Source organism: Xanthomonas sp. F10, assembly GCF_014206815.1.
Classification (GTDB): domain Bacteria; phylum Pseudomonadota; class Gammaproteobacteria; order Xanthomonadales; family Xanthomonadaceae; genus Xanthomonas_A; species Xanthomonas_A indica.
On the sequence record NZ_JACHNP010000002.1, the window covers coordinates 1 to 16,547 of the forward strand.

At 69.0% G+C, this 16,547-nt stretch carries 12 protein-coding genes; 6 read left to right on the forward strand and 6 right to left on the reverse strand.

Features of this window, described 5'->3' with window-relative positions; genetic code table 11:
• The first annotated feature begins 478 nt into the window (after positions 1-478).
• Positions 479-1,546: an NAD(P)-dependent alcohol dehydrogenase gene (locus tag FHR56_RS11615; protein WP_160945727.1), complete on the forward strand. Its 1,068-nt coding sequence runs from the start codon at positions 479-481 to the stop codon at positions 1,544-1,546.
• 714 nt (positions 1,547-2,260) lie between these two features.
• Here FHR56_RS11615 and FHR56_RS11620 read toward each other — a convergent pair.
• On the reverse strand, positions 2,261-4,003 hold the full coding sequence (locus tag FHR56_RS11620) for a M28 family metallopeptidase (protein WP_160945726.1): 1,743 nt from the start codon (positions 4,001-4,003) through the stop codon (positions 2,261-2,263).
• A gap of 76 nt (positions 4,004-4,079) precedes the next feature.
• Entirely contained in the window at positions 4,080-4,739 is a 660-nt protein-coding gene (locus tag FHR56_RS11625; RefSeq protein WP_160945725.1) for a hypothetical protein, read from the reverse strand.
• Positions 4,740-4,968: 229 nt separating this feature from the next.
• Here FHR56_RS11625 and FHR56_RS11630 point away from each other — a divergent pair, with 229 nt between their 5' ends.
• Both FHR56_RS11630 and FHR56_RS11635 read left to right on the forward strand, forming a co-directional pair.
• Positions 4,969-6,153 carry a peptidoglycan DD-metalloendopeptidase family protein gene (locus tag FHR56_RS11630; protein WP_160945760.1) on the forward strand — a complete coding sequence of 395 codons (1,185 nt, stop codon included), beginning with the start codon at positions 4,969-4,971 and terminating at the stop codon, positions 6,151-6,153.
• Between the two features lie 104 nt (positions 6,154-6,257).
• The gene (locus tag FHR56_RS11635) at positions 6,258-7,742 is read left to right on the forward strand and encodes a S41 family peptidase (protein WP_160945724.1); all 1,485 of its coding nucleotides are present in this window, start codon (positions 6,258-6,260) and stop codon (positions 7,740-7,742) included.
• A 63-nt stretch (positions 7,743-7,805) separates the two neighbouring features.
• Here FHR56_RS11635 and FHR56_RS11640 read toward each other — a convergent pair whose 3' ends face one another.
• Genes FHR56_RS11640 through FHR56_RS11650 form a run of 3 tightly spaced genes read right to left on the reverse strand, consistent with a single transcriptional unit; the run spans position 7,806 to position 9,847 of the window.
• On the reverse strand, positions 7,806-8,792 hold the full coding sequence (locus tag FHR56_RS11640; protein ID WP_160945723.1) for a D-2-hydroxyacid dehydrogenase family protein: 987 nt from the start codon (positions 8,790-8,792) through the stop codon (positions 7,806-7,808).
• A 4-nt stretch (positions 8,793-8,796) separates the two neighbouring features.
• Positions 8,797-9,117, reverse strand: coding sequence for a DUF1820 family protein (locus tag FHR56_RS11645; RefSeq protein ID WP_160945722.1), 321 nt, complete (start codon positions 9,115-9,117; stop codon positions 8,797-8,799).
• A 37-nt stretch (positions 9,118-9,154) separates the two neighbouring features.
• Positions 9,155-9,847, reverse strand: a complete 693-nt coding sequence (locus FHR56_RS11650) for a rhomboid family intramembrane serine protease (protein WP_010340917.1) — start codon at positions 9,845-9,847, stop codon at positions 9,155-9,157.
• Positions 9,848-10,092: 245 nt separating this feature from the next.
• On the opposite strand from FHR56_RS11650, the gene FHR56_RS11655 reads away from it, so the two are divergent.
• Entirely contained in the window at positions 10,093-11,433 is a 1,341-nt protein-coding gene (locus FHR56_RS11655) for an outer membrane protein transport protein (protein WP_019797063.1), read from the forward strand.
• A 141-nt stretch (positions 11,434-11,574) separates the two neighbouring features.
• Here the strand turns inward: FHR56_RS11655 and putA are convergent, their stop codons facing one another.
• On the reverse strand, positions 11,575-14,766 hold the full coding sequence (gene putA / locus FHR56_RS11660; RefSeq protein ID WP_160945759.1) for a bifunctional proline dehydrogenase/L-glutamate gamma-semialdehyde dehydrogenase PutA: 3,192 nt from the start codon (positions 14,764-14,766) through the stop codon (positions 11,575-11,577).
• A gap of 263 nt (positions 14,767-15,029) precedes the next feature.
• Between putA and FHR56_RS11665 the strand changes: the two genes are divergently transcribed.
• On the forward strand, positions 15,030-15,506 hold the full coding sequence (locus FHR56_RS11665) for a DUF2244 domain-containing protein (RefSeq protein ID WP_019796200.1): 477 nt from the start codon (positions 15,030-15,032) through the stop codon (positions 15,504-15,506).
• Between the two features lie 20 nt (positions 15,507-15,526).
• Entirely contained in the window at positions 15,527-16,519 is a 993-nt protein-coding gene (gene coxB, locus FHR56_RS11670) for a cytochrome c oxidase subunit II (protein WP_160945721.1), read from the forward strand.
• Positions 16,520-16,547 lie beyond the last annotated feature (28 nt).

Below are 16,547 nucleotides of genomic sequence, written 5' to 3' on the forward strand. Positions count from 1 at the left end.
AAAGCCTCGAAATGACGGATCGGCGAGGCGCTGCCCGTTCCCTCACCCCGACCCCTCTCCCGCGGGGAGAGGGGCTCGGTTCCTCCCTTCTCCCGCCAGGACCACGACCCCCTTTGCGGGGGAAGCGGCCCCGCAGGGGCGTCACCGAACTCTTGCAAAGACTTTTTGGGGTCTTTTATGTCGTGCGTCTCATCGATGTCGCGCGTCTTCCACAGGCGCGCTTGACTGATGAAGCAATCGCTGCCCGCACGCCATCGGCGAAGTACATCCAGGTTCAGCTGAACACGTGCGCCAGTCCACAACTGGCCACTTCGACAGCGGGTTTTGAGCGAGCGCATCGTACCGTTCCATGGAGCGATGCGTGCCTTTCATGCCATGGCGCTTAGACTTTTTTCCGATTCCGGCGATCGCGAGGGCATTCGCTGCCTGCTTCACGCGTCGCTCTCGGCCCCCTTTCACCCACCACGAGGCCTTCCCCATGAGCCAAGCCACTGGATACGCCGCCCAGGCATCCGATCAGCCGCTGACCCCCTTCACCTTCGAGCGCCGTGCGCTCGGTGCCAAGGATGTCAGCATCGAGATCCTCTACTGCGGCGTCTGCCACTCCGATCTGCATACCGCCCGCAACGAGTGGCACAACACTCAGTACCCATCGGTACCAGGCCATGAAATCGTCGGCCGCGTCACCGCGGTGGGCGACCAGGTCGGTAGCTTCAAGGTCGGCGACCTGGCCGGCGTCGGCTGCATGGTCGACAGCTGCCGGCACTGCTCCTCCTGCGCCGATGGCGAAGAGCAGTACTGCGAAAACGGCTTCGTCGGTACCTACAACGGCCCGATGTTCGGCGGCGAGAACACTTATGGCGGCTACTCCGACCATATCGTGGTCGACGAGAAGTACGTGCTGCACATCCGCCACGATGCCGACAAGCTGGCCGCGGTGGCGCCGCTGCTGTGCGCCGGCATCACCACCTATTCGCCGCTGAACCACTGGAAGGTGGGTCCTGGCAAGAAGGTCGGCATCGTCGGTCTGGGCGGCCTCGGCCACATGGGCGTGAAGATCGCCCACGCCATGGGCGCGCACGTGGTGCTGTTCACGACGTCGGCCGGCAAGCGCGAGGATGCGCTGCGTCTGGGCGCGAACGAGGTGGTGGTGTCGAAGAACGCCGAGGAGATGGCGGCGCATACCAACAGCTTCGATTTCATCCTCAACACCGTGGCGGCGCCGCACGATCTGGATGCCTTCCTGACCCTGCTCAAGCGCGATGGCACCATGACCCTGGTCGGCGCACCGGCCGAACCGCATCCGTCGCCGACGGTGTTCAACCTGATCATGAAGCGGCGCCAGCTGGCCGGCTCGCTGATCGGCGGCATCCGTGAGACTCAGGAAATGCTGGATTTCTGCGCCAAGCACGGCATCGTGTCCGACATCGAGACGATCGAGATGGCGCAGATCAACGAGGCCTACGAGCGCATGCTCAAGGGCGACGTGAAGTACCGCTTCGTCATCGACATGGCCAGCCTGGCACAGACCAAGCGAGCGGCCTGAGGCGGCGTCCGCGGTGGCGTTTCGCTACCGCGGCCACGTCACGCATCATGGCGAGACCTCGGAAGCCCGGGCAAGCATGCCCGGGCTTTTCTATTGGGGAGGGCGGGGCCGATATCGTCGTATGCGCCAGGGGCGGTGGATCCTCGTTTCCGGGGAACAGGTCGCAGGCATCCTTGGGCGCGGGAACGAAGCGCTGCAGGATCGAGACAGCCGACAGGCAGCGCAGCGGATGGCCGCAAGGCGAGCCACGCGCTCTGCAGGGTGGTGATGCTCCGCGAGGCGCGCGAATCCATCTTGTCGTGATTGAATACATCGTAAGAACGTCAGCCTGATTCGCCCCGCGCTGACGAAAGCCAGACAGACCGCGACTGCGTGTCGTGTCGCGCCAAGGCCGTCGGTATCCAGGCGACTGATGCGCGATCCACCGCTGTAGGAGCGGCTTCAGCCGCGACGGGCATTCCCGGTAACTCCTGTCGCGGCTGAAGCCGCTCCTACAGTTGCCAGGTGTCGTGATTCGAGGCGCCTCGAAGAGGCCCCCACAACAGCGCACCCGCAACGCGCTGTTGAACATGATCGGATGGAAGCCGGCACAGCGATGATGGCAACGCATGCCGTCGTGTTCCGCGCGCCCTATGCCGCCCGTCGCACGACCGACGCCCACAAACGACAACGGCGCCGAAGCGCCGTTGCCATGAAACTGGAGGGCGCAGCCGCCTACTTGGCGGCGGCAGGCGCCGCTGCCGGCAGCGACGTGGGCCGGCCCATCATCTTGTCGCGTGCGGCCTTGAACGGGTTGTCCGGATACCAGTTCGGCCAGCTGTCGCCGGCGGCCAGTTCCTTGCCGACCCCGTATACCGCCTGCAGGTCGTCCATCACGCCATCGAGCTTCCAGGTCGCCGGGTCGTACTCGTCGGCCGCCGTGTGATAACGCTTGGCGTAGTCCGCCGCGGCACGGCGTCCGGCCTCGATGCCGCCGTCGACCAAGTCCTCGCCGCCGTCGATGTACAGCGCGGGCACGCCGGCCTTGGCGAAGTTGAAGTGATCGGAGCGGAAGTAGAAGCCGCTCTGCGGCGCGTCTTCAGAGTGCAGCACGCGGCCTTGCGCGGCGGCGATGGGCTTGAGCAGGTCTTCCAGCTGCGAGTTGCCGAACCCGTTGACCACCAAATCCCTGGCGCGCCCGGCCACCGGCATCGCATCCAGGTTGATGACGCCGGCGATCTTGTTCAGCGGGAAGGTCGGATGCGCCACGTAGTACTTGGAACCGAGCAGTCCCGACTCTTCCAGGGTCACCGCCAGGAACACCACCGAGCGCTCGGGCTTGGGCTGCTGGTGCGCGAACGCCTCGGCGATTTCCAGGATGCCGGCCACGCCGGTGGCGTTGTCGACCGCGCCGTTGTAGATGTTGTCGCCCGGTTCGCCCTCGTGCTTGCCCAGGTGATCCCAGTGCGCCATGTACACCACCGCTTCGTCGGCGCGGCTGCTGCCGGGCAGCACGCCGACCACGTTGCGCGAGGTCTTCTCGGCGATGGTGCTCTTCAGGTCCACCGAGAGCTTGGCCTTCAGCGGGACCGGCTTGAAGCCGCGCTTGCTGGCGTCCTTGTAGGCCTGTGCCAGATCCAGGCCGGCGTCGGCGAACAGCTTCTTGGCCGCCTCGGCGGTGAGCCAGCCCTGCACCGGAATGCGCGGCTCCGGATCGTCCTTCGCCGGCAGGTCGTACTGCGCGCCGGACCAGGAGTTCTTGACCACGTCCCAGCCGTAGCTGGCGCCGGGCGTGTCGTGCACGATCAACGCGGCGGCGGCACCCTTGCTCGCGGCTTCCTCGAACTTGTAGGTCCAGCGCCCGTAGTAGGTCATGCGCTTGCCTTCGAACAGGCTGCCGTCGCCGGTGTGGAAGCCGGGGTCGTTGACGAACATCACCACCGTCTTGCCCTTCCAGTCCTGGCCGGCATAGTCGTTCCACTTCTGCTCCGGCGCGTCCACGCCGTAGCCGACGAAGACCATGTCGCTGCCATCGAGCTTGACCTCGGGCTGGCCGGTGCGCGTGCCCACCACCATGTCGGTGCCGAAGGCGAGCTGCCGTGCCGCGCCGTCGTGCGCGATGGTGAGCGTGGTGCCGGGCGCCGCGGTGGTCTCAGTCATCGCCACGTCCTGGAACCAGCTGTCGCCGTTGCCCGGCTGCAAGCCGATGCGTTGCATCTGGTCGCGGATGTAGGCCACGGTCTTGTCCTCGCCCGGCGTGCCGGGGCCGCGGCCTTCGAAAGCGTCGGAGGACAGCGTCTTGACCAGTTCGGCGAAGTCCGCCGGCGCGATCCCGGTGGAAAACGCATGCGCGGGCGCCGCAGCAGGCGCGGGCGCTGCGGTCGGTGGCGCGGCGTCGGCGGCCGGGGCGGGGGCTTCGCGCTTGCACGCGGTCAGCGCCGCCGCTGCGGCCAGGCACAGCACGAGCTTGCGGGACATGGGGGCTCCTGGTGGCGAGGGAACCCTGGATTCTATAGGCAAGCCGCGCGCACCCGGGTGCGCACGGCAACGCGGCTCAGTTGTTCGGCGCGGTGTCGCCGTCGAAGGGCAACGCGGTGGCCCCGGTGATCGGCCCGGTCTTGGCACTGCGGTGCACGTACAGGGTGACTTCGCGCTCGAAGCGCAGCGGGCCGTCGATCACCGCACGCGGGCCGACGATGACCCGCGGCTTGCGCGCCGGCTTGAACGACATGCTGAAGCTGGGCTTGTTGATCGAGATGCCGCCGCCGACATGCGAATCGTGGCCGACGGTGATGTCGCCGTTGACCGTCTCGATGCCCTTGTCCAGTTGCGTGGCGACCAGGCCGATGCTGCCGTTGACGCTCTCGATGCCGCCGCCGACGCGGCCGCCGCGGTCGACGAAGATGCCGCCGTTGACGGTTTCGATGGAACCGGCGACCTGCGCGCGCTCGCCGAGGGTGATGCCGCCGTTGACCGTGGACAGACCCTTGGTCTGCGCGCCGTCGGCGACCTTGACGCTGCCGTTGACCGTTTCCACGCTGCCTACCTGGGCGCCGGACTGGACGTTGATACTGCCGTTGACGGTTTCCAGATCCCCGTACTGCTTGCCGGCGTCGGCGGTGATGCTGCCGTTGACCTTGCTGATGCTCTCGCTCGCGAACGCCGGGCCGGCCAGGGCCAAGGCCAGCACAACCGCCAGATGCATGCGTTTCATCCCTCACCTCCCGGGCGCCGACGATGCGGCGGCAATCAATCGTGAGGCGATCACAACACGCTTCGCTACAATCCACACCTGCCTGAAGTCACTGGACCCCCGCTTGCCCGCAGCCGCGCCTGTCCCATCGCATTCCGCCGCGCCCTGCGCGGCCGAGCGGCGTGCGCCCGGCGACTGGCGCGGGCCGTTGCGCAGCCTGCTGGCGGCGGCGTGGCTGCTGACCGCGGGGATGGCCGCGGCGCAGAATCCGCGCGAGGCCGAGAAGCGCCTGGAGAAGGTGCGCGGCGAGCTGAAGAGCGTGGCCGAGGAACGGCGGCAACTGGAGGGCAAGCGCGGCGACGCCGCACGCCAGTTGCGCGAGGCCGACGAAAAAGTCGCCGCCACCGGCCGCAGCCTGGCGCAGACGCAGCAGGCGCTGCAGCGGCACCAGCAGACCCTGGCCGAGCTCGAACGCAAGCGCGATGGCCTGCGCAGCGGCCTGACCCGCCAGCGCGCCGAATTGGCGCAACTGTTGCGCGCGGCCTACGCCATCGGCGGCAATGCGCCGCTGAAGCTGTTGCTGGCGCAGGACCGCGTGGCCGACGCCAACCGCCTGCTGGCCTATCACCGCTACCTGCAGCGCGAGCGCGCGCAGCGCATCGCCACCTTGACCCACGAGTTGCAGGCGCTGGAACAGGTGCAGCGCGAGGTCGTCGAACAGAAGCAGCAACTGAGCGAAGCCCAGCGCCGCCAGCAGGAACAGGCGCAGGCCCTGCAGCGCGACCGCAAGCAGCGCGCCAGCGTGGTCTCGGAACTGGACCAGCGCTATCAGGACCGCAGCGAACGCGAGAAGGCGCTGGGCCAGGACGCCAAGGCGCTGGAAACCCTGCTCGCCAACCTGCGCGCCGCGGCGGCCCGTGCCGAAGCCGAGCGCCGTGCCGCGGCCAGGCGCGAAGCCGCCGAGCAGGCGGCGCAGGCCAAGGCCGCGGCGAAGGCCGGGCGTGGTGGTGGCAAGGTGCCACCCAAGGTGGTCGCTTCGGCGCCGCCGTTGAAGGTCGGCGGCCTGGGCTGGCCGCTGTCGGGCGACCTGATCGCGCGTTACGGCGGCCGGCTGCCCGACGGGCGCACCAGCAGCGGCGTGCTGATCGCCGCCCCCGCCGGCAGCACCGTCACCGCAGTCGCCGACGGCACCGTGGTGTTCTCCGACTGGATGACCGGCTACGGCATGATCCTGATCGTGGACCACGGCAACGGCTACATGAGCCTGTACGCGCACAACGACACCTTGCTGCGCGACGCCGGCGCCAAGGTCAAGCGCGGCGATGCGGTGGCCAAGGTCGGCAATTCCGGCGGCCAGGGCCGTCCGGCGCTGTACTTCGAACTGCGCCGCAATGGTCAGCCGGTGGATCCATCGTCGTGGCTGCAGCGCCGCTGAGCCACGCCAACGCGGTGCGTTCAACGCGAATTTAGCTCCGCTTCGCGCATAATCCGGACAACCGCGCCGTGCACGGTGCGGGTCTTCCCCAATCGGAGTGCTTCATGCGCGTAGTCCTGTCCGCAGCCCTGTTGCTCGCCCTGGCGCCGCTGCCGTCGATGGCGCAACGCGCCGAGACGCAGACGCCCACGGCCCCGGCGGCCAGCGCCGACGATCCCGATGCCACCGAATCGGCCAGCACCAAGGTGCCGCTGGACGAGATCCGCCGCTACGTCGCGGTCTACAACGCGGTGAAGGAAGCCTACGTCGATCCGGTCGACGACAAGAAGCTGATGCAGTCCGCGATCCGCGGTCTGCTGCTGGACCTGGATCCGCACAGCACCTATTTCAGCAAGGAAGACGCCGAGGCCTTCGACGAGCAGACCAGCGGCGCCTACGACGGCATCGGCGTGGAGCTGCTGCAGTTGCCGGACAATACCCTCAAGGTGGTGTCGCCGATCGACGACACGCCTGCCGCGCGCGCCGGCCTGCGCTCGGGCGACATCATCATCGCCATCGACGGCAAGCCGATCAGCGCGGTCAAGGCGATGGAGCCGCTGCGCGGCGAGTCGGGCAGCAAGGTCGTGCTGACCATCGCCCGCGACAAGGTCGACAAGCCGTTCGACGTGACCCTGACCCGGCAGACCATCCGCGTGGCCAGCGTGCGCAGCCGCATGCTCGAGCCGGGCTACGGCTACATCCGCATCAGCACCTTCCAGGCCGACACCGGCGCCGATTTCCACAAGCAGCTGCAGCAGTTGCAGGCGCAGGCCGGCGGCAAGCTGCGCGGGTTGGTGCTGGATCTGCGCAGCAACCCGGGCGGCCTGCTGACCGCCGCGGTGCAGGTGGCCGACGACGTGCTCGACAAGGGCACCATCGTCAGCACGCGTGGGCGCATCTCGGTCAGCGATTCCAAGTTCGACGCCACGCCCGGCGATCTGCTCAACGGCGCGCCGATGGTGGTGTTGGTGGACGCCGGTTCGGCCAGCGCCTCGGAAGTGCTGGCCGGCGCGCTGCGCGACAACAAGCGCGCGCGCATCGTCGGCAGCCGTACCTTCGGCAAGGGCTCGGTGCAGACCGTGCTGCCGCTGGACAACGGCGATTCGGTCAAGCTGACCACGGCGCGCTACTACACGCCGAGCGGCAAGTCGATCCAGGCCAGCGGCATCGTGCCCGACGTGGTGCTGCACCCGGAGGCGAGTGCGGACGACGCCGACAAGCCGGCCGCGATCGCCGACTACAGCGAAGCGACCCTGCCGGGCCATCTGCATGGCGACGACGAGGGCGCCGAGGGCTACACCGCCGGCGACGTGCTGCCGGGCGATGGCCCGATCGCGCAGGCGCTGGCCGAACTGAAGCAGCCCGGCGCCGTGGCGCGGGCCGCTGCGGCGGCCCCGGCCGGCAAGGGCAAGGCCAAGCCGGCGCACAAGCCGGCGGGCGCGGCGCCGAAGCAGGCCCCGGCAAAGCCGCCGGCAGCGGAACCGGCCAAGCCCGACGCGGCCAAGCCGGCAACGAATACGCCCGAACCGGCCCCGGCGTCCGGTTCCTGAGCCGGTCGCGGCGCGCCGTCGCCTAGCGCGCGGCGCGCCCGCTGGACGAAGGCGGTCTGCCGCTCAGCCGCGGGCGCTCAGCACCTCGGGATTGGCCAGCCGCTGCGGCGTGCCGGCGGCGAAGGCCAGCACGTTGTCGAAAGCCGTGCCGAAATACAGGTCGTAGCTGGCCTGCTCGACGTAGCCGATGTGCGGCGTCGCCAGCACGCGCGGATGCCGCAGCAGCGGATGCTGCGGGTCCAGCACCGGCTCCTGTTCGAAGACGTCCAGCGCTGCCTGTCCCGGGCGACCGGCGTCCAGCGCGGCCAGCAGCGCGCCCGGCGCAAGCAGTTCGGCGCGGCTGGTATTGACCAGCAACGCATCGGGTTTCATCCGCAGCAGGTCGTCCAGCCCGATCTGGTGCCGGGTGGCCGCGACCAGGCGGCGATGCAAGCTGAGGACATCGCTCTCGGCGAACAGCGCCTCGCGGCTGGCAGCGACCGCGAAGCCGTCGGCGCGCGCCTGCGCACAACTGTCCTCGCTGCCCCACACTTGCACCTGCATGCCGAAGGCACGGCCGTAGGCGGCGACGCGACGGCCGATCTTGCCGTAGCTCCAGATGCCCAGCGTCAGACCATCCAGGCTGCGGCCCAGCTGCGCATCGCCGGTGACCTGCCAGTGTCCGGCCAGCAGCGCATGGCGGTAGGCGGGCAAGCGCCGGCTGGCGGCCATCAGCAGCGCCCAGGTCAGCTCCGCCGGCGCCACCGGCGAACCGACACCTTCGGCCACGGCCACGCCGCGCGCGGTGCAGGCGGCTAGATCGATGTGCTCGCCGATCCGCCCGGTCTGGCTGATCAGGCGCAGCGTCGGCAGTTGCGCCAGCAGCGCGGCGTCGATGCGGGTGCGCTCGCGGATCAGCACCAGCGCCTCGGCCTCGGCGGCGCGTCGGAGGAAGGTCGCGCGGTCGGGCGCCAACGCGGTCAGCACCTGCACGCTGTGCGCCTGCAGGCGCGCGAAGCAGGGCAGGTGACGCACCGCATCCTGATAGTCGTCGGCGATCAGGATGCGCATGCGCTCAGCGCGGCTTGCCGGGCATCGGGAACGGCGTGACCACCTTTTCGCCGGTGGTCGCATCGCGGATCGCCGACGGCCCTTTCTTCTCCACCTCTTCGATGCGCACGATGCTCTGCATCGGCAGGTGCAGCGTCTTGGTGGCGCCGAACTCCTCGCGCAGGCGTTCCTCGGTGGGATCGATCACCAGCCCGTCGTGCACGTCGAACACCAGGGTGCCGATCTCGGTGAAGCCCCACAGGTGGCTGCTGCCGACGTGCTGGCAGTACAGCTCGTAGACCTTGCCGTGGTTGAGGAAGGTCACTTTGTACAGGTGCTTGAACATGCCCGCAGTATAAGGCGCGGCCGTCGCCGCACGCGGCTCAGAACCCCTTGCGCTTGCGCAGCCGCCGCGCGATCGCCGCGCGCACGTACAGCCCGTAGACCATGCCGAAGGCGAAGCCGGCCAGGTGCGCCGACCACGCCACCATGCCGAACGCCGGGCCGATGTAGGCGAACACCACCTGCAGCGCCGCCCAGGTGCCGATCAGCAGCGAGGCCGGGGCGCGCACGAACTCCAGGAACAGCCCCAGCGGCAGCACCACGCCGAGCTTGGCCCGCGGGAACAGCGCCAGATAGGTGCCGATCAGTGCCGAGACCGCGCCGCTGGCGCCGATGATGACCCGGTCCGGGGTGCCGATCGCGAACACCGCGGCTAGGTTGGAGATCGCCCCGCCGCCCAGGAACAGCAGCAGGAACCGCCACGGCCCCAGCACGCGCTCGGCCGGCAGGCCGAAGATCAGCAGGAACACCAGGTTGCCGAGCAGGTGCGACCAGTCGGCGTGCAGGAACAGCGCGGTGAACAGGCGCAGCACGCTGCCGTCCTGCACCGTGGCCAGCCAGTCGCGCGGGCTGCCGACCCCGGCCGAGAGCGCGCCCCAGTCCAGCCACAGGGTCGCGCGCGCCTCGTCGGGGCGGCTGATCGACCACAGGAAGGCCAGCCACATCGCCGCGAACAGCAGCGGGGTGGCCCAGCGCAGCGTGGTGCGTTCGCGGGAGGGGATGGAAACGAACATGCGAGGAAAGGGAAGCAGGAGACCGCCAGGGACGCCACGATAACGGCTTCATCCGGCTGAACGCACGCCGACTCCACACGAACCTGAACGTATCATGTCGTTATTGTTGAGTTAACGCGGAGGCGTATACTCGCATACGGCGTCGTATGTCGGGAGGGGACTCCGGCGCGCACTCCTGGGTCTTTTCGGCCCCGGCCTGCGCAGACGCGAACACAGACAATTCGTCTTCCGGAGAAAAACTAGCCATGCAAAACGCAACCCAGTTCGTCCGTTTCACCGCTCTGGCCGTCGGCATCGTCGGCGCGCTGGCCATGGGCCAGGCGCACGGCGCCGCGTTCCAGCTCAAGGAGAACAGCGCCAAGGGCCTGGGCCGCGCCTTTGCCGGCTCCGGCAGCGCCCCCGGCGACGCGTCCATCATTGCCAACAACCCGGCCGGCATGCGCCAGCTCGACGGCAAGGTGTTCCAGGCCGACGTCAGCGCCATCCAGTTCTCGGCCAAGTACCAGGGCGACGGCGGCACCTATGCCACCGGCGCGCCGATCTCGGGCGGCCGCGGTGGCGACGCCGGCATGATCGCGCCGGTCCCGGCCGTGTACTTCCACATGCCGTTCGGCGAAAACAACAACATGCACTTCGGCACCTCGCTGACCGTGCCGTTCGGCTTCAAGACCGAATACGACCGCGACTGGGTCGGCCGCTACAACGGCGTGAAGACCGAACTGCAGGCGATCGACCTGAACTTCGCCTTCTCCTACGACGTCAACCCGTACGTGTCGTTCGGCGCGTCGGTGTTCGCCGAGCGCCTGGACATCGATCTGACCAACGCCATCGACTTCGGCACCATCCTGGCCTCGCGCCGCGTGCCGGGCTTCGCGCCGGGCAGCGCCGACGGCTTCTCGCGCATCAAGGGCGACAACACCGAGGTCGGCTTCACCCTGGGCGGCCTGTTCAGCATCGACGAGAACACCCACATCGGCTTCAGCTACCGGTCGCAGGTCGAGCACAAGATCACCGGCGGCGACGCCGACTTCACCGTGCCGGGCAATGCCGCCACCGTGCTGGCCGTCGCCGCGCCGGGCACCTTCGTCGACACCAAGGGCCGCGCCACGGTCAAGCTGCCGGCCAGCGCCACCGCCAGCTTCACCCACAACATCAACGAGCAGTGGACGGTGATGGCCGACGTCACCCGCACCGCCTGGAGCAAGTTCGACAAGGTCACCGTCGACTTCGCCTCCAACCAGCCCGACAGCGTGCTGGACTTCTCGTATCGCGACACCACCTTCGTGTCGCTGGGCGCCGACTACCGCATGAGCGACACGCTGACCCTGCGTGGCGGCCTGGCCTACGACCAGACCCCGACCACCGACCGTCACCGCGACGTGCGCGTGCCGGATGCGAGCCGCAAGTGGGTCTCGCTGGGTCTGACCTGGAAGCCGTCCGAGCAGTCCGAGTACAGCTTCGGCTACACCCACCTGTTCACCAGCGATCCGAGCATCGCCACCACCAGCGCCACCGGCAACACCCTGGTCGGCGACTACGACGTGAGCGGCAACGTGCTGGCGGCTTCGGTCAACTACAAGTTCTGATCGCAGGCGCTTCACGGCTCACGAAAAAGCCCCGCTTCGGCGGGGCTTTTTTTGTGCCTGTCCGCGGCGTGCGGTGCGCGCCGCGGCAGGCCGGGCGGTCGGCGCAGGTTCCGGGGGGAATGCTGCGCCGAGATAGGCCGGTCAGTCGCCCAGGGTCAGCAGCGAGGCGTTGCCGCCGGCGGCGGTGGTGTTGACCGTCACCACCTTTTCGGTGGCGAAGCGCAGCAGGTAGTGCGGGCCGCCGGCCTTGGGGCCGGTGCCGGACAGGCCCTGGCCGCCGAACGGCTGCACGCCGACCACCGCGCCGATCTGGTTGCGGTTGACGTAGACGTTGCCCACCGCCACGCGCGAGGCGATGCGCTCGATGGTCTCGTCGATGCGCGAATGCACGCCCAGGGTCAGGCCGTAGCCGGTGGCGTTGATCTGGTCGATCACCGCATCGAGTTGGTCGGCCTTCCAGCGGATCACGTGCAGTACCGGGCCGAAGATCTCGCGCTGCAACTGCGCCAGCGACTGCAGCTCGTAGGCGCGCGGGGCGAAGAAGCTGCCGTGCGCGGTGGCGGCGTCGGTCGCGGCGACGGCGATGGCGCGCGCCTCGCGGTCCATGCGTGCGGCATGATCGGTGAGGATCTGCAGCGCGTCGGCATCGATCACCGGGCCGACGTCGGTGGACAGCAGGCCGGGATCGCCGACCTTCAGTTCGGCCATGGCGCCGGCCAGCATGGTCATCACCTTGTCGGCGATGTCGTCCTGCACGAACAGCACGCGCGCGGCCGAGCAGCGCTGGCCGGCGGAGATGAAGGCGCTGGAGATCGCGTCCTTGACCACCGCCTCGGGCAGCGACGAGGAATCGGCGATGAAGGCGTTCTGGCCGCCGGTCTCGGCGATCAGCACGCCGATGGCGGCATCGCGCGCGGCCAGCGCGCGGTTGATCGCGCGGGCGGTCTCGGTGGAGCCGGTGAAGGCGACGCCGGCCACGCGCGCGTCGCGGGTCAGTGCGGCGCCGACGGTGGCGCCGTCGCCGGGCAGGAACTGCACCACCGCCTCCGGCACGCCGGCTTCGTGCAGCAGCTTCACCGCGGCATGGCCGACCAGGTTGGTCTGCTCGGCCGGCTTGGCGATGACGCTGTTGCCGGCGGCCAGCGCCGCGGCGACCTGGCCGAGGAAGATGGCCAGCGGGAAGTTCCACGGGCTGATGCACACGAACACGCCGCGGCCGTGCAGCTGCAGCTCGTTGGATTCGCCGGTCGGCCCGGGCAGGCGCTCGGGGGCGCCGAACTGCGCGCGCGCCTGGCCGGCGTAGTAGCGCAGGAAGTCCACCGCCTCGCGCACTTCGGCCACGCCGTCGGGCAGGGTCTTGCCGGCTTCCTTGACGCACAGCGCCATGAACTCGGGCATGCGCGCTTCCAGCAGGTCGGCGGCGTGTTCGAGGATGGTGGCGCGGCTGGCGGCCGGGGTGCGGTTCCAGGCCGGATAGGCGGCTGCGGCATTGCTCAGTGCCTTCTCCACGGTGGCGGCATCGGCCGGCTTCCAGTGGCCGACGATCTGGCGGCGGTCGGCCGGGTTGGCGACCGGCAGCGCATCGCCGGCGATCACCGCGCCGGGCACCAGCGGCGCGGCGTGCCAGGGCTTGAGCGCGGTGTTGAGCTGGTCGGCCAGCGCGCGCAGATCGTTGTCGTTGGCGAGGTTGGCGCCCATGGAGTTCTTCCTGTTGTGGTTCTGGCTGCGCAGCAGATCGACCGGCAGCGGAATCTTCGGATGCGGGATGGAGGCGAATGCGGACACGGCCTCGACCGGGTCGCGGATCAGGTCTTCGATGGCCACGTCTTCGTCGGTGATGCGGTTGACGAAACTGGAGTTGGCGCCGTTCTCCAGCAGGCGCCGCACCAGGTACGGCAGCAGGTCCTCGTGTGAGCCCACCGGCGCGTACACGCGGCAGGGCACGCCGAGGCGGTCGGCGGGGATCACTTCGGCGTAGAGGTCGTCGCCCATGCCGTGCAGCTTCTGGTGCTCGTAGTCGCGGCCGCCGGCGATGGCCCGCACCGCGGCGATGGTCTGCGCGTTGTGGGTGGCGAACATCGGGTACAGCGCGTCGCTGTGCGCGAACAGGCGCTTGGCGCAGGCCAGGTAGGACACGTCGGTGTTCTGCTTGCGGGTGAACACCGGATAGCCCGGGTGACCCTCGACCTGCGCGCGCTTGATCTCCGCGTCCCAGTACGCGCCCTTGACCAGGCGCACCGGGATGCGGCGGCCGACGCGGCGCGCCAGGTCGGCGAGGAAATCGATCGTGTACGGGGTGCGCTTCTGGTACGCCTGCACCGCCAGGCCGTAGCCCTCCCAGCCGTCCAGCGAGGGATCGGAGAAGGTGGCCTCGATGATGTCCAGCGACAGTTCCAGGCGGTCGGCTTCTTCGGCATCGACCGTGTAGCCGATGCCGTAGGACTTGGCCAGCTGCGCCAGTTCCAGCACGCCCGGCACCAGCTCGGCCATCACCCGCGCGCGCTTGGCGTGCTCGTAGCGCGGGTACAGCGCCGAGAGCTTGATCGAGATGCTGGGCGCGGCGAACACCGCGTCCTTGCCGCCCTGCTGGCGCTGCGCGGCGAAATGCCTGCCGATGGCGTGGATCGCCTGGCGGTAGGCATCGAGGTAGCGCTGCGCGTCCTTCATGGTCAGCGCGCCTTCGCCGAGCATGTCGAACGAATAGCGGTAGTGGGCGTTGTCGCCCTTCTTCGAGCGGGTCAGCGCCTCGCCGATGGTCCGGCCCATCACGAACTGGTGGCCCATGATCTTCATCGCCTGGCGCACCGCCAGGCGGATCACCGGCTCGCCGACGCGGCCGATCAGGCGCTTGAACGCGCCGGACACGTCGGCCCGGGTGAGATCGTTGATCTGCACCAGCTTGCCGGTGAGCATCAGGCCCCAGGTCGAGGCATTGACGAGAATCGAGTCGCTCTCGCCCATGTGCTTCTTCCAGTCCGCATCGCCGAGCTTGTCGCGGATCAGCTTGTCGGCGGTGTCCTGGTCTGGGATGCGCAGCAGCGCTTCGGCCACGCACATCAGCAGCACGCCTTCCTCGCTGCCGAGGTCGTACTGGCGCATGAAGGCTTCGATCGCGCCCTGGTCCTGGGCGCGGGCGCGCACCCGGGTGACCAGGTCGGCGGCCAGCGCCTGCACCTTGGCCTGGTCGGCCGCGGGCAGGCGCGCCTGCTCGAGCAGTTCGCGCACGTGTTCGGCTTCGTCCTTGAGCCAGGCAGCGGTGATCGCCGCGCGCAGGGCCTGCGGCGCGGGCGGGAGTTCGGGGGACAGCAAGGGCGAAGGGGACGCGGACGGCATCGCCGGAACAGAGCCGGCGCCAGGCAGAGCGTTCATGCGGGAAAGGCCAGGGACAGAGCCCACCATTTTATGTCAGCGCCTGCACGCGCAGGGCGTCGCCGGCATCGTCGCGATGCCGGCGGCAGCGTCCAGGCTGAACGCGAATCTGGTTGCGCTGCAGCATTTTTTGTGGTGAACGCGCGCTTGCCGCCGCGCAGGCCCGGGGCTACCATCCAGGCGTGCTCGCGGCTCGGGGCGCGAGCGGTTCGGAAGCGCGGTTCGACATGATCGAAATGTTTCCGTTTTCTCCGGAGGGGTCGGGTACGCAGCTGCGGCTGCGACCGCCGCGGGCGTTGAATGCCCGGCAATTCGTTCTGTTGTTCGTCGCACTGGCCGGGGCGATGTGGGCCGTGGCTGGGCTGGGGTGGCTCGCCGGCAACGTGTTCGCGCCTGCGTTCGCTCTGTTGCACAGCATCGTGGTGGCGCTCGCGCTGCATTGGTCGTGGCGCGGCGGCGAGCGCGAAGAGGATATCCGGGTGGGTCCGGCCTGCGTGGAAGTGACCCGTCCGAATGCAGGAACGCCGGCGTTCCGGGCCCATCCGCATTGGGTGCGGTTGCGGATCGAAGGCGACGACAGGGTGGTGCTGGCATCCAGCGGCAAGCAGGTCCGGGTCGGCGAGTTCCTCGGCCCCGACGAACGCCGGCAACTGGCGCAGACCCTGGAAGGCTTGCTCGCGGCCGTGACCGGCCGCAACCGATGACGCTCCAAGGGGTCTAGGCAATGAAGCAACGCGGCGGGTGGGTGCAACAGGCGGTCAGGGGCGGGATGGCGTTGGCGGCGGCGATGGCCGCACCGCTGGCGTGGGCGCAGTCGGCCGATCCCAAGCCGTGGCAGCTCAACATGGGCAGGGGCGTCACCCAGAGCGCGCGCAACGCCTACGACGCGCACATGGTCGCGTTGTGGGTCTGCGTGGTCATCGGCGTGCTGGTGTTCGGCGCGATGGCCTATGCGATCTTCAAGTTCCGCAAGTCCAAGGGCGCGGTGCCGGCGCAGTTCAGCCACAACACCAAGGCCGAGATCGTGTGGACGGTGATCCCGGTGCTGATCCTGATCGTGATGGCGTGGCCCGCCACGGCCAAGCTCATCGCGATGTACGACACCCGCGATGCCGAGATGACGGTGAAGGTCACCGGCTACCAGTGGATGTGGCGCTACGAATACCTGGGCGAGAACGTGACGTTCACCAGCCGCCTGGCGCGCAGTTCCGATCGCCTGCGGCAGAGCGGTGCGGTGCCCACTGTCGAGCACGACCCGCACTACCTGCTGGACGTGGACAACCGGCTGGTGCTGCCGGTGAATACCAAGGTGCGTTTCGTCATCACCGCCGACGACGTCATCCACGCCTGGTGGGTGCCGGCACTTGGGTGGAAGCAGGACGCCATCCCCGGGATCATCAACGAGGCCTGGACCAGCATCGACACCCCCGGCGTGTACCGCGGCCAGTGCGCCGAACTGTGCGGCAAGGACCATGGCTTCATGCCGATCGTGGTCGAGGCAGTGAGCAAGCAGGACTTCCAGAAGTGGCTGGCATCGCGCAAGCCGGCGCCCGCCGCCGCGCCTGCGCCGGCCACGCCGACGGCGGCTCCGGCGGCCGCGCCGGCCACGGCCGCACCCGCTGCCGCGCCCGCCGATGCCCAGGCGCCGGCAGCGCCGCCGCAGGCGCGGCTGTCGCGTCCCCGTTCCGACTCGCACCCGTTCGTGCAAGCCGCCTGATCTCCAGCATTCCTTTCCTGAGGTAGCC